At 75.7% G+C, this 13,247-nt stretch carries 13 protein-coding genes; 12 read left to right on the plus strand and 1 reads right to left on the minus strand.

The genetic code is table 11. The annotated features are described in order from the left end of the window. Positions 1-18: 18 nt before the first annotated feature. From pdxS to ruvC, 5 genes are all read left to right on the plus strand, one after another. Positions 19-939 (plus strand): pyridoxal 5'-phosphate synthase lyase subunit PdxS, encoded by a 921-nt coding sequence (gene pdxS / locus AB8M62_RS10450; protein ID WP_369069487.1) that lies wholly within the window; start codon positions 19-21, stop codon positions 937-939. A gap of 40 nt (positions 940-979) precedes the next feature. Beyond that, positions 980-1,489: an NUDIX hydrolase gene (locus AB8M62_RS10455; RefSeq protein ID WP_369069520.1), complete on the plus strand. Its 510-nt coding sequence runs from the start codon at positions 980-982 to the stop codon at positions 1,487-1,489. Between the two features lie 48 nt (positions 1,490-1,537). Next, on the plus strand, positions 1,538-2,215 hold the full coding sequence (pdxT, locus tag AB8M62_RS10460) for a pyridoxal 5'-phosphate synthase glutaminase subunit PdxT (protein WP_369069488.1): 678 nt from the start codon (positions 1,538-1,540) through the stop codon (positions 2,213-2,215). 84 nt (positions 2,216-2,299) lie between these two features. Continuing rightward, on the plus strand, positions 2,300-3,061 hold the full coding sequence (locus tag AB8M62_RS10465; RefSeq protein ID WP_369069489.1) for a YebC/PmpR family DNA-binding transcriptional regulator: 762 nt from the start codon (positions 2,300-2,302) through the stop codon (positions 3,059-3,061). Between the two features lie 49 nt (positions 3,062-3,110). Beyond that, complete coding sequence (ruvC, locus tag AB8M62_RS10470) at positions 3,111-3,692, plus strand: crossover junction endodeoxyribonuclease RuvC (RefSeq protein WP_369069490.1); 582 nt, start codon at positions 3,111-3,113, stop codon at positions 3,690-3,692. 24 nt (positions 3,693-3,716) lie between these two features. Here the strand turns inward: ruvC and AB8M62_RS10475 are convergent, their stop codons facing one another. Then, entirely contained in the window at positions 3,717-4,427 is a 711-nt protein-coding gene (locus AB8M62_RS10475; RefSeq protein WP_369069491.1) for a dienelactone hydrolase family protein, read from the minus strand. Between the two features lie 161 nt (positions 4,428-4,588). On the opposite strand from AB8M62_RS10475, the gene ruvA reads away from it, so the two are divergent. The 7 genes from ruvA (at position 4,589) to AB8M62_RS10510 (ending at position 13,229) form a co-directional block, all read left to right on the plus strand. After that, the gene (gene ruvA, locus AB8M62_RS10480) at positions 4,589-5,227 is read left to right on the plus strand and encodes a Holliday junction branch migration protein RuvA (protein WP_369069492.1); all 639 of its coding nucleotides are present in this window, start codon (positions 4,589-4,591) and stop codon (positions 5,225-5,227) included. Continuing rightward, positions 5,224-6,315: a Holliday junction branch migration DNA helicase RuvB gene (gene ruvB / locus AB8M62_RS10485; RefSeq protein ID WP_369052295.1), complete on the plus strand. Its 1,092-nt coding sequence runs from the start codon at positions 5,224-5,226 to the stop codon at positions 6,313-6,315. Before ruvA ends, ruvB begins: the two co-directional genes overlap by 4 nt. Positions 6,316-6,543: 228 nt before the next feature. Further along, a complete protein-coding gene (gene yajC, locus AB8M62_RS10490; protein WP_369069493.1) occupies positions 6,544-6,921 on the plus strand; it encodes a preprotein translocase subunit YajC in 378 nt (125 codons plus the stop codon). Positions 6,922-7,041: 120 nt separating this feature from the next. Continuing rightward, entirely contained in the window at positions 7,042-9,075 is a 2,034-nt protein-coding gene (secD, locus tag AB8M62_RS10495) for a protein translocase subunit SecD (RefSeq protein ID WP_369069494.1), read from the plus strand. Further along, on the plus strand, positions 9,075-10,115 hold the full coding sequence (secF, locus tag AB8M62_RS10500) for a protein translocase subunit SecF (RefSeq protein WP_369069495.1): 1,041 nt from the start codon (positions 9,075-9,077) through the stop codon (positions 10,113-10,115). The genes secD and secF overlap by 1 nt, the downstream gene beginning before the upstream one ends. Positions 10,116-10,147: 32 nt before the next feature. Next, positions 10,148-10,681, plus strand: a complete 534-nt coding sequence (locus AB8M62_RS10505; protein ID WP_369069521.1) for an adenine phosphoribosyltransferase — start codon at positions 10,148-10,150, stop codon at positions 10,679-10,681. 316 nt (positions 10,682-10,997) lie between these two features. Beyond that, positions 10,998-13,229 (plus strand): RelA/SpoT family protein, encoded by a 2,232-nt coding sequence (locus AB8M62_RS10510; RefSeq protein ID WP_369052385.1) that lies wholly within the window; start codon positions 10,998-11,000, stop codon positions 13,227-13,229. Positions 13,230-13,247: the final 18 nt, after the last annotated feature.

Below are 13,247 nucleotides of genomic sequence, written 5' to 3' on the forward strand. Positions count from 1 at the left end.
CGCGAGGCCGGACCGACCGTGAGCACCGACGTGACCAGCGAGCAGACCACCGGCGGACCCGCCCTCGGCACCGACCGCGTCAAGCGCGGCATGGCCGAGATGCTCAAGGGCGGCGTGATCATGGACGTCGTCACCGCGGAGCAGGCGAGGATCGCCGCGGACGCCGGCGCCGTGGCCGTCATGGCCCTCGAGCGCGTGCCCGCCGACATCCGCGCCGAGGGCGGCGTGTCCCGCATGAGCGACCCCGACGTGATCGAGTCGATCATCGAGGCCGTCTCGATCCCCGTCATGGCCAAGGCGCGCATCGGCCACTTCGTCGAGGCGCGGGTCCTGCAGTCCCTGGGCGTGGACTACGTCGACGAGTCGGAGGTCCTCACCCCCGCCGACTACGCCCACCACATCGACAAGCGCGCCTTCACCGTGCCCTTCGTGTGCGGGGCGACGAACCTGGGCGAGGCGCTGCGGCGCATCACCGAGGGCGCCGCGATGATCCGCTCCAAGGGCGAGGCCGGCACCGGCGACGTGTCCAACGCGGTCACGCACATGCGCACCATCCGCGCCGAGGTCAACCGGCTGCGCTCGATGGCCCCTGACGAGCTGTACGTGGCGGCCAAGGAGATGCAGGCCCCCCACGAGCTGGTCCGCGAGGTCGCCGAGGCCGGCCGGCTGCCCGTCGTGCTGTTCACCGCCGGCGGCATCGCCACCCCGGCCGACGCGGCGATGATGATGCAGCTGGGCGCCGACGGCGTCTTCGTCGGCTCCGGCATCTTCAAGTCCGGCGACCCCGCCCGGCGCGCCGAGGCCATCGTCCAGGCCACCACCTTCCACGACGACCCGGACGTCATCGCGAAGGTCAGCCGCGGGCTGGGCGAGGCCATGGTCGGGCTCAACGTCGAGGCCATCCCCGAGCCGCACCGCCTGGCCACCCGGGGCTGGTGACCCGCTGGACGGGCTCGACCCGCTGAGCGGGCACGACCCGCTGGGGCCGGAGTGGGGGACCGCCCCCGACGGCACCCGCACCCGGGACGCCTCCCGCGTCGTCGTCCTCGACGGCGCGGGGCGCGTCCTGCTCGTGCGGGGCACCGACCCCGAGCGGCCGGGCGAGGCGTGGTGGTTCACCGTCGGCGGCGGCCGCGGCGCGGGTGAGGACCCCCGCGACGCCGCGGTGCGCGAGCTGCGCGAGGAGACGGGCCTGGCCGTGGCGCCCGGCGACCTCACGGGCCCGGTGTGGGTCCGCACGGCCGACTTCCCCTACCTGGGGCGGGCGTGCCGGCAGCGGGAGGAGTTCTTCGTGCTGCGCCTGGGCGCCGCCGCCCGCCTGTCGCGCGCCGGGTGGACGGCCCTGGAGCTGGCGACCCTGACCGACGTGCGCTGGTGGGACCCCGACGAGCTGGCCGCCTCGGCGGACCTGTGCTATCCCGCGGACCTGCCGACGCTGCTGGCCGACCTGCCGCCGGCGTGGACGGGACCGCCGCGCGTCATCGCCTGAGCCGACCCCCTCGCCGACCCCCGCGCGCGGCGCGCCTAACCTCCTGCGGTGACCACCCCGCCGACGCCCACGGCCGGCGCCCCCGCGGCCGGCGACCGCCCCGTCGTCGGCGTCCTGGCCCTGCAGGGCGACGTGCGCGAGCACCTGGCCGCCCTCGAGGCCGGCGGCGCCCGCGCGGTCCGCGTGCGCCGTCCCGCCGAGCTGGAGGCCGTCGACGGCCTCGTGCTGCCCGGCGGGGAGTCGACGACCATCGACCGGCTGCTGCGCGTCGTCGGGCTGCGCGAGCCGCTGCGCCGGCGCGTCGCGCAGGGCCTGCCCGTGTACGGCTCCTGCGCGGGCATGATCCTGCTGGCCGACCGGGTGCTCGACGGCGCCCCGGACCAGCGGACCCTCGGCGGGCTCGACATCACGGTGCGCCGCAACGCCTTCGGCCGGCAGGTGGCCAGCTGGGAGGAGGACCTGCCCCTGGACGCGCTCACCGGGGACGGCCCGCCGGTGCGGGCCGTCTTCATCCGCGCGCCGTGGGTGGAGGACGCCGGACCGGACGTGGAGGTCCTCGCGCGCGTGGGCAGCGGCCCGGCCGCGGGTAGGATCGTCGCGGTGCGGCACGGCGCTCTGCTGGCGACGTCGTTCCACCCCGAGATCACCGGGGACGACCGGGTGCACCGCGGCTTCGTGGCGATGGTGCGCGAGCGGGTCGGGGGACGGGCGGCGCAGGGCGCCTGACGCGGCGAGCCCAGCAGGTCCCGAAGCAGGTCCCGAGCACGTCCCGAGCGCGAGCGCGGGGCGGACACAGGCGGAGGTAGCACGATGTCCGGCCACTCCAAGTGGGCGACGACCAAGCACAAGAAGGCCGTCATCGACGCCAAGCGCGGCAAGATGTTCGCGCGCCTCATCAAGAACATCGAGGTCGCGGCGCGCACCGGCGGGGGCGACCCGGCCGGCAACCCGACGCTCTTCGACGCCATCCAGAAGGCGAAGAAGTCCTCCGTGCCCGCCGACAACATCGACCGCGCGGTCAAGCGCGGCTCGGGCGCGGAGGCCGGCGGCGCCGACTGGCAGACGATCATGTACGAGGGCTACGGCCCCAACGGCGTCGCCCTCCTGGTGGAGTGCCTCACCGACAACAAGAACCGCGCGGCCATGGAGGTCCGCACGGCCATGACCCGCAACGGCGGCTCGATGGCCGACCCGGGCAGCGTGTCGTACATGTTCAGCCGCAAGGGCGTCGTCGTCATCGGCAAGGAGGGCACCGACCTCACCGAGGACGACGTGCTGACCGCCGTCCTGGAGGCCGGCGCCGAGGAGGTCAGCGACCAGGGCGACACCTTCGAGGTCGTCAGCGAGGCCACCGACCTGGTGGCCGTGCGCGAGGCCCTGCAGGCCGCGGGCATCGACTACGACTCCGCCGACGCCAGCTTCGTGCCCAGCGTGCAGGTGCCGCTGGACGCCGACGGCGCCACCAAGGTGTTCAAGCTCGTCGACGCCCTCGACGACTGCGACGACGTGCAGAACGTCTACGCCAACTACGACGTCTCCGACGACGTCATGGCGGCCCTCGAGGACGCCTGAGCGAGCGCGCCGCCCGGCCCCGCCCCCGCGAGCGTGCGAGGGTGGGGTCGTGCGCGTGCTGGCGGTGGACCCGGGGCTGACCCGCTGCGGCCTGGGCGTCGTCGACTCCGGCCGCGGCCGGCGCCCCGTCGCCGTCGACGTGGGCGTGGTGCGCACCCCGGCGACCGACCCGGTCGAGCTGCGGCTGCTGGCGATCAGCGAGGGCCTGGACGCGTGGCTGGACCGGCACGCCCCGGACGTCGTGGCCGTCGAGCGGGTCTTCGCCCAGTCCAACGTGCGCTCGGTGATGGGCACCGCCCAGGCTGCCGGCCTCGTGCTCGTGGCCGCCGCCCGGCGCGGGCTGCCGGTGGCCATGCACACGCCCAGCGAGGTCAAGGCCGCCGTGACCGGGTCCGGGCGCGCGGAGAAGCAGCAGGTCACCGCCATGGTCACCCGCATCCTCGGCCTGGCCGAGGCCCCCAAGCCCGCCGACGCCGCCGACGCCCTGGCCCTGGCCCTGTGCCACCTGTGGCGCGGCGGCGGCGCCTCCCGGCTGGAGGACGCCGCCCACCGCGCGCTGGTCACCGGCCGGCGCAACGCCTACGCGGAGGCCGAGCGGGCCGCGCGCCGGTCCGGGGCCGTCGCCCGCTGACCCGCCCGCCGACCCGCCCGCTCCTCAGCGCACGTGCCGGCGCAGGAAGGCCGTCGTGCGCTCCCAGGCCAGCTCGGCGCTCTCGGGCCGGTGGTTCGGCCGCTCGTCGTTGTAGAAGGCGTGCGGCGCCGGGTACACCTGCAGGTCCACCTCGACGCCCGCCTGCTCGCGCACGCGCTCGGCCGTGGCGCGCACCGCGTCCAGCGGCACCGAGGTGTCCTCGGCGCCGAAGTGGCCCAGCACCGGCGCCCGCAGCCCCGTGAAGTCCGTGTCCGGGCCGGGCACGCCGTACCAGGGCACGGCCGCGCCGATCCGCTCGCCCTGCTGGGCGGCGAGGCTGAGGACGAACGCGCCGCCCATGCAGAAGCCGACGGCCCCGACGGTGGCGGAGGTCGTCTCCGGCCGCTGCAGCAGGTACGTCACCGCGCCGGCCAGGTCGCGCGCGGCGCGGTCCGGCGGCAGCTCGGTCATGAACCGCGCCGCCTCCTCGCTGTCGTGGGTGGTGCGCCCGCCGTACAGGTCGGGGGCCAGGGCGACGAAGCCCTCGGACGCCAGGCGGTCGGCGATCGCGACGACGTGGTCGGTCAGCCCCCACCACTCCTGGACGACCACCACGCCCGGCCCGCCGCCGTCGGCGGGCAGGGCGAGGTAGCCGTGCGCGTGGTCGGCACCGGCCTCGTCGGTGGCGGGGAAGGTGACGTTCTGGCGCGGGTTCTCGTGCTGCTCGTGGCTCACGGGCCCGACTCTGCCGCTCCCGCGGTGCTCGCGCAGCCCGTCGTCCCGCGGTGCCGCCCGCCGGCGGCGCGCCGACGCCCCCCGTGTCGCGGCGCCGCGCTAGCGTGGCCCCGTTCGTACAGGTGTTCGCGCGGGCCCCGCCCGGCGGGTGAGGGGGATCGGTGATCGCGTCGGTGCGCGGGCAGGTGCTCGCCGTGCGGCTGGACTCGGTGGTCGTCGAGGTGGGCGGCGCCGGGATCCTCGTGCAGGCGGCACCGGGCACGCTGGCCGGGTTGCGCGTGGGCGAGGAGGCGATGCTGGCCACCAGCCTCGTGGTGCGCGAGGACTCCCTGACGCTGTTCGGGTTCGCCGACGCCGACGAGCGGGAGGTGTTCGAGGTGCTGCAGACCGTCTCGGGCGTCGGGCCGCGCCTGGCGCTGGCGATGCTCGCGGTGCACCGGCCCGACGGGCTGCGGGCCGCCGTGGCCGCCGAGGACCACGCCGCGCTGGTGCGGGTGCCCGGCATCGGCAAGAAGGGCGCGCAGCGCATCTGCCTGGAGCTGGGCGACCGCCTGGGCCCGCCCTCCGACGGGCCGCTGCCGGCCGCCCCCGCGGCGGCCGCGGACGGCACCGACCCCCGCACCCAGCAGGTGGTCGACGCCCTCGTCGGGCTCGGCTACCCCGTCAAGCAGGCCGGCGACGCCGTCGACGCGGTCCTCGCCGCCGCCGGGGAGCCCGGCCCGGCCGCGGCCGACGGGGACCCCCTGGACGTCGCCGCGACGCTGCGCGCGGCCCTGCGCCGGCTGTCGGGCCGCGGGTGAGCGGCTACGGCGAGGGCCGCCCCGGCGCGGGGGAGCGGCTGGTGGCCGGCGGCGCCGACGAGCGCGAGCGCGCGGCCGAGAGCGCGCTGCGCCCGCACGGCCTGGAGGAGTTCGTCGGGCAGAAGGTGGTGCGCGAGCAGCTCTCGCTCGTCCTGGACGCCGCCCGCGCGCGCGGCGCGCCGAGCGACCACGTCCTCTTCTCCGGCCCGCCCGGCCTGGGCAAGACGACCCTGGCGATGATCGTGGCCTCGGAGATGGGCGCCCCGCTGCGCCAGTCCAGCGGCCCGGCCATCCAGCACGCCGGGGACCTGGCGGCCGTGCTCAGCTCCCTGGACGAGGGCGAGGTGCTCTTCCTCGACGAGATCCACCGCATGGCCCGGCCGGCGGAGGAGATGCTCTACATGGCGATGGAGGACTTCCGGGTCGACGTCGTCGTCGGCAAGGGCCCGGGGGCGACGGCCATCCCGCTGGAGCTGCCGCGCTTCACGCTGGTGGGGGCCACCACCCGCGCCGGTCTGCTGCCGGCGCCGCTGCGCGACCGGTTCGGCTTCACCGGCTACCTGGACTTCTACTCCCCCGAGGAGCTCGTGCAGGTGCTGCGCCGCTCCGCGAGCCTGCTGGGGGTGCAGCTGACGGCCGAGGGGGCCGCGGAGATCGGCGGGCGCTCGCGCGGGACCCCGCGCATCGCCAACCGGCTGCTGCGCCGCGTGCGCGACTGGGCGCAGGTGCGCGGCTCGGGCATCGTCGACCGCCGCGCCGCCCGCGCGGCCCTGGAGGTCTACGAGGTCGACGAGAAGGGCCTGGACCGCCTGGACCGGGCCGTGCTGGACGCCCTGTGCCGCCGCTTCGGCGGCGGCCCCGTGGGGCTGTCCACGCTGGCGGTCGTCGTGGGCGAGGAGGCCGAGACCGTCGAGACGGTCGCCGAGCCGTTCCTCGTGCGCGAGGGGCTGCTCGGGCGCACCCCGCGCGGTCGCGTCGCCCTGCCGCAGACGTGGCAGCACCTGGGGCTGACCCCGCCGCGCGACGCCGTCTGGCAGCTGCCGCTGGACAGCGCGGACGACGGGGCGGACGACGGGGCGGACGGCTGAGCGGACGGCGGGGCGGACGACGGGGCGGGGGGCGACGGGCAGCGACCGGGGCGTGACGCGCCGCGGCGGGCGGCGGGGCCGGACGGGTGAGCCGTCTAGACTCGCCGGGCGTCCGGCCGACGCCCGCCCGCGGACCTCCCCCGGGCGGGGCGTGGGCCCGCCGCGCCGGCACGGAGGTCGGCGTGTGCGCCGGTGAGCCGTCGTCCCACCGGTGCGGGAAGGGATGTCGTGGGTGGTGGAGGTGGTGGCCAGCTGGTCTTCCTGCTCCTCATGGTGGGCCTCCTGGTCTTCATGTTCAGCAGGACGCGCAAGCAGCAGCGGGCCCAGCAGGACCTGCAGAACAGCGTCGCACCGGGGTCGGAGGTCATGACGACCTCGGGCGCCTACGGGACCGTGGTGGACGTGGAGGGCGACGTCGTCGTCCTCGAGGTCGCCCCCGGCGTGCACACGCGGTGGAGCCGCCGGGCGGTGGCGCGGGTCGTGACGGCCGTCGGGCCGGCGCCCGACGCGACCGCGGGCACCCCCGAGGCGGTGGACCCCGCCGAGGCGGGCGTGGACCTGCGCAAGGACCGTCCGGACGAGGCGGGCGGAGCCACGCGCGCCTGACCCGCACCCATCGTCCTCGGGCACACAGACGTGACTGGTAGGACAAGAAGCGACCACGAACAGTGACAAGCTTGCTCTCGCCGGGGGACCACCCCGGCGAGAGCCGTCCCGAGGTAACCAGTGTCCAACGACAGGCCACCCCAGCGCGCCCGCCGCGGCGCGCCCGTCCGCCGACCCCACCACGGCCGCACCCTCGGGGTGCTGCTGCTCGTGGCGGCGCTCCTCTTCGGCGCGGTCGGCGCCGGGTCGATCTGGTCCGACGCCCGCTGGGCGCCCGGCCTCGCCCTCGACCTCGAGGGCGGCACGCAGGTGCTGCTCACCCCCCGGCCCACCGCCGGTGGCGGTGAGGTCACCGAGGACCAGCTGCAGCAGGCGCGCAACATCATCGAGCAGCGCGTCAACGGCACCGGCATCAACGAGTCCGAGGTCAGCATCCAGGGCGGCGAGAACATCGTCGTCTCGATCCCCGGCGAGGCCACCCGCGCGCAGCTCGACCTCATCTCGCAGTCGTCGCAGCTGAGCATGCGCGTCGTGCTGGTCGCCGCCGAGGGCGCGCCCGCCCCGGCCGGGGACCCCGCCGCGGAGGACCCCGCCGCCGGCGACCCGGCGGCTGAGCCGGCGGACCCGGCCGCCGAGCCGGCGGAGCCGACGGACCCCGCCGCCGAGCCGGCCGACCCCGCGGCGCAGCCGACCGACGAGGCCGAGGGGGCGGCCGCCCCCGCGGCGCTGCGCCGGGACACCGCGCCCGAGCCCGCCGCCGAGCCGACCGGTGCCCCGGCCCCGGCCGCCCCCGAGGCCTCGCCCGCCCCGCCGACGCTGGCCGACGTCGCCACCCCGCGGCCCACCCCCGGGCCGGGCCAGCCCACCGACAGCCCCGCCACCCCGCCGGCCGACGCCAGCGACCAGGCGTGGCTGACCGAGGACGTCGGCCGCCTGTTCACCGAGCTGGACTGCTCGGACCCGGCCAACCTCGCCGGCGGCACCGGTGGCGCGGAGGACCCGGCGCTGCCGCTGGTCACCTGCTCGCAGGACGGCTCGGTCAAGTACGTCCTCGGGCCCGCGGAGATCCAGGGCACGCAGCTGACCGGCTCCTCGGCCCGCCAGGCCGTCAACCAGCAGGGCCAGCCCACCGGTGGCTGGGCCGTGGACCTGCAGTTCAACTCCGAGGGCGGCGACGCCTTCGAGGCGCTGACCGCGCGCATCAGCCAGCTGGAGCCCCCGCGCGACCAGTTCGCCGCCGTGCTCGACGGCCTCGTCGTCACGGCCCCCTCGGTCAGCGGCACCATCCCCGGCGGCCGCGCCGAGATCACCGGCAACTTCACCCAGGAGAGCGCCGACGCCCTGGCCCAGCAGCTGCGCTTCGGCGCGCTGCCGCTGTCCTTCGACGTGCAGTCCGAGGAGCAGCTGTCGGCGACCCTGGGCTCGGAGCAGCTGCGCAACGGCATCATCGCCGGCCTCGTGGGTCTGGCCCTCGTCGTGGCCTACTTCCTGATCCAGTACCGGGCCCTCGGCCTGGTGACCGTCACCGCGCTCGTCGTGGCGGCGCTGCTGAACTGGGGCGTCATCCTCCTGCTGAGCTGGCTGCAGGGCTTCCGCCTCAGCCTGGCCGGTGTGGCCGGCCTCATCATCGCCATCGGCACCACGGCTGACTCGTTCATCATCTTCTTCGAGCGCGTGCGCGACGAGATCCGCGAGGGCCGCGTGCTGGCGTCGGCCGTCGAGGCCGGCTGGCGCCGGGCGCGGCGCACGATCCTCATCTCCAACGCGGTCACCTTCATCTCCGCGGTCGTCCTGTACGTGCTGGCCGTGGGCAACGTGCGCGGCTTCGCGTACACGCTGGGCATCACCACGGTCATCGACCTCGTCGTCGTGGCCCTGTTCACGCACCCGGTCGTCGCGCTGCTGGCCCGCACGAGGTTCTTCGGCGGCGGGCACAAGTGGTCCGGGTTCGACCCCGAGCACCTCGGCTCCGTCGTCGCCCGCTCGGCGTGGCGGCACGGGCAGGTGCGCAAGACGGTCGCCCAGCTGCGCGCGGAGGAGCGCGAGAAGGCCCGCGCGGGCGCCGGCGGCGGCGGTGACCCCGGAGGGGGATCGGCGGACGACGGGACGGCGGGGCCGGACGGGCCGGCGGCGAGCGAGCGGGGGAACGCCTGATGGGCATGGCGCAGCTGGGCAACCAGCTCTACACGGGCGAGCGGTCCTTCGACTTCGTCGGGCGGCGCAAGCGCTCCTACCTGATCTCCGGGGCGGTGTTCCTGCTGTCCCTGGTGCTGCTGGTGGTGCCCGGGCTCACGTTCGGCATCGAGTTCGAGGGCGGCTCGGAGTTCCGCGTCAGCGGCGGCGCCGCCGCCGGCGAGCTGGTGGCCGAGGACGCGGTCCAGGAGGTCGTGCCCGGCACGGCCCCGCAGGTGACCACCGTCGGCCAGGGCGACGTGCGCGTGCAGACCGTCGAGCTGGACACCGCGCAGCTGGACGAGGTGCGCGCCTCCCTGGCGGAGGCCTACGACGTGCCGGTCTCGGACGTCACCTCCACCAGCATCGGGCCGAGCTGGGGCGCCAACGTGACGCGGCAGGCCCTCACGGCCCTGGTGGTGTTCTTCGCCATCGTCACGCTGGTCATGGCCGTCTACTTCCGGGCCCTGGCGATGGCGGGGGCGGCGATGCTGGCCCTCGTCCACGACCTGGTCATCAGCGCGGGGATATACGCGCTGGTGGGTTTCGAGGTCACCCCGGCGACCGTCATCGGCTTCCTGACGATCCTCGGCTACTCCCTCTACGACACGGTCGTCGTCTTCGACAAGGCGCGCGAGAACACCGACGCGGCCTTCCGCGACCGCGACCGCACCTTCGCCGAGGCCGCCAACCTGGCGATCAACCAGACGGTCGTGCGCTCGATCAACACCACGGTCGTGGCGATCCTGCCGGTGGCGGCGATCCTCTTCATCGGCGACTTCCTGCTGGGCGCGGGGACGCTGCGCGACATCAGCCTGGCGCTGTTCGTCGGCACGATCGTCGGTGCGGCCTCGTCGGTCTTCATCGCGACCCCGCTGCTGGTGGACCTGCGCCGGCGCGAGCGCGGGGTGCGCGCGCTGGACGCGGCGGTGGCCGAGCGCCGGGCCGCCGCGCCGGAGCCCGTGGGCGCCGGTCCGGCGGGCGGCGCGGCCGGCACCGGCGGCGCCGGCGGTCCCGCGTGAGCGGAGCACCGCCCCGGGGCGCCGGCGGTCCGGTGCCGGACGCCGAGCGCGTGGCGGCGCTGGTCGCCGCGCGGGTGCGCGACGTGGCCGACTTCCCGCGCCCGGGCATCGCCTTCAAGGACATCGCCCCCCTGCTGGCCGACGCGGCCGCCTTCGCGGCGGTGGTCGGGGCGCTGGCGCAGCTGGCCCGCGACCGCGGTGCCACGGCCGTGGCCGGCATCGAGGCCCGCGGCTTCATGCTCGCCGCCCCCGTGGCCGAGCGCAGCGGCCTGGGCTTCCTGCCGGTGCGCAAGGCGGGGAAGATGCCGCCGCCGGTGCTGCGGCGCGAGTACGAGCTCGAGTACGGCTCGGCGGCCGTGGAGCTGCGCAGCGACCTCGTCGGCGCCGGGGACCGGGTGCTCGTCGTCGACGACGTCCTGGCCACCGGCGGCACGGCCCGCGCGGCGTGCGACCTGCTGGAGGAGGCGGGGGCGCAGGTCGCCGGGGTGGCGGTGCTGCTGGAGCTGGCCGCGCTGGGCGGCCGGACCCGTCTCGCGGCGGACTGCACCGCCCTGCTCGTCCTCTGAGCCCGCCCGGCGCGGGGTCCGCATGGGTGGGTGACGCCCGCGCGGGACACCCGCGGCGGCCCGGCTCCTAGACTGGTCGGGATCGAGAGCGGAGGACGCCATGGCGGACGGCACCGACAGCACCGGCGTCGGCGTGCGCCCGGACCAGCCCGGGCCCGCCGGGTCCGCGCGCCCGGGCGCCGCGGACACCAGCGCCGCGACCGGCGCGGACCGGGCGGCGCCGCTGCCCGCCCCGGCCGAGCCCCTGGACCCCGGCGCTCGCCGCGGCCCGCGCCCGGCGGAACCGGCGCACACCGGGCCCGTGACGGCCGGCCGGATGCTCTCCCGGCTGGCGCGCTTCGGCCAGCACCGCCAGCCCAGCGTCTCCCCGGTGCTGGAGCCGCTGCTGCGCACCGTGCGGACCACCCACCCCAAGGCCGACCTGTCGGTGGTCGAGCGCGCGTTCCAGCGCGCCGAGCGCGCCCACGACGGGCAGCGCCGCAAGTCCGGCGACCCCTACATCACGCACCCCGTGGCGGTCGCCACGATCCTCGCCGAGCTGGGGATGACGCCCTCCACGCTGGCCGCGGCGCTGCTGCACGACACCGTCGAGGACACCGACTACTCCCTGGACGACCTGCGCCGCGACTTCGGCGACGAGATCGCCCTGCTCGTGGACGGCGTCACCAAGCTGGACAAGGTCACCTACGGCGAGGCGGCCCAGTCCGAGACGGTCCGCAAGATGATCGTGGCGATGGCCAAGGACATCCGCGTCCTGGTCATCAAGCTGGCCGACCGCCTGCACAACGCCCGCACCTGGCGGTACGTGTCCGCCTCCTCGGCCGAGCGCAAGGCGCGCGAGACGCTGGAGATCTACGCGCCGCTGGCGCACCGGCTGGGCATGAACACCATCAAGTGGGAGCTGGAGGACCTGTCGTTCGCGACGGTGTACCCCAAGCGCTTCGACGAGATCGTGCGCCTGGTCGCCGAGCGCGCGCCCGCCCGCGAGGAGTACCTGGCCGGGGTGCGCCACCAGATCGACGAGGACCTGCGGGCGGCGCGCATCCGGGCCACCGTCACCGGCCGGCCCAAGCACTACTACTCGATCTACCAGAAGATGATCGTCCGCGGCCGCGACTTCGCGGAGATCTACGACCTGGTCGGCGTGCGGGTCCTGGTGGACTCCGTGCGCGACTGCTACGCCGTCCTCGGCGCCCTGCACGCGCGGTGGAACCCGGTCCCCGGCCGGTTCAAGGACTACATCGCGATGCCCAAGTTCAACATGTACCAGTCGCTGCACACGACGGTGATCGGGCCGCAGGGCAAGCCCGTCGAGGTGCAGATCCGCACCCACCTGATGCACCGGCGCGCCGAGTACGGCGTCGCCGCGCACTGGAAGTACAAGGACGACGCGGGCACCCCGGGCAGCGGCCGCGGCGGGGAGATGACCTGGCTCAAGCAGGTCATCGACTGGCAGCAGGAGATGGCCGACCCGAGCGACTTCCTCGACTCGCTGCGCTTCGAGATCAACGCGAGCGAGGTGTTCGTCTTCACGCCCAAGGGCGACGTCATCGCCCTGCCGGCCGGCTCGACGCCGGTCGACTTCGCGTACGCCGTCCACACCGAGGTCGGCCACCGCACGATGGGCGCGCGGGTCAACGGCAAGCTCGTGCCGCTGGAGTCCGCGCTCGACAACGGCGACCTGGTCGAGGTGTTCACCTCCAAGGCCGACGGCGCCGGGCCCAGCCGCGACTGGCTGACGTTCGTCAAGAGCCCGCGGGCGCGCAACAAGATCCGCCAGCACTTCTCCAAGGAGCGGCGCGAGGAGGCCATCGACTCGGGCAAGGAGGCCATCGCCCGGGCGATGCGCAAGCAGCACCTGCCGCTGCAGCGCCTGATGTCGCACGACTCGCTCCTGCAGGTCGCCCGCGACCTGCACTACAGCGACGTGTCCGCGCTGTACGCGGCGGTGGGGGAGAACCACGTCTCCGCCCAGCACGTCGTGGACCGCCTCGTGGTGGCCGTCGGCGGTGAGGCCGCCGCCGAGGAGGACCTGGCCGAGTCGACCACGCCGGGCCGGGCGCCGCGCACCTCGCGCGGCGCGCACGACGCCGGGGTCGTCGTCAGCGGCAGCGGCGACGTGTGGGTGAAGCTGGCCCGCTGCTGCACCCCCGTGCCGGGTGACCCGATCATCGGCTTCGTCACCCGCGGGGCGGGGGTCTCGGTGCACCGCGCCGACTGCGACAACGTCGACCGGTTGCGCGAGGAGCCCGAGCGGATCGTCTCGGTGACGTGGGCCGACAGCGCCTCGCGCCTGTTCCTCGTGCAGATCCAGGTCGAGGCCCTCGACCGGGCCCGGCTGCTGTCCGACGTGACCCGCGTGCTGTCCGACAGCCACGTCAACATCCTCTCGGCGACGGTCAGCACGAGCCGGGACCGGGTGGCCCTGTCGAAGTTTTCCTTCGAGATGGCCGAGCCGAGCCACCTGGGGCACGTGCTGGCCGCCGTGCGGCGGGTCGACGGCGTCTTCGACGCCTACCGTGTCATGGCCTCGCGCCCGCGCACCTGACACCGCCGGCCCGGCCCG

The sequence above is a fragment of the Kineococcus terrestris genome, assembly GCF_041020755.1.
Classification (GTDB): domain Bacteria; phylum Actinomycetota; class Actinomycetes; order Actinomycetales; family Kineococcaceae; genus Kineococcus; species Kineococcus terrestris.

Excerpts from the sequence above, each read along its gene's own strand:
- AB8M62_RS10465 (WP_369069489.1), top strand. The coding sequence starts at position 2,300 with ATGTCCGGCCACTCCAAGTGGGCGACGACCAAGCACAAGAAGGCCGTC.
- secF (WP_369069495.1), top strand. The coding sequence starts at position 9,075 with ATGGGCATGGCGCAGCTGGGCAACCAGCTCTACACGGGCGAGCGGTCC.
- AB8M62_RS10510 (WP_369052385.1), top strand. The coding sequence starts at position 10,998 with ATGCTCTCCCGGCTGGCGCGCTTCGGCCAGCACCGCCAGCCCAGCGTC.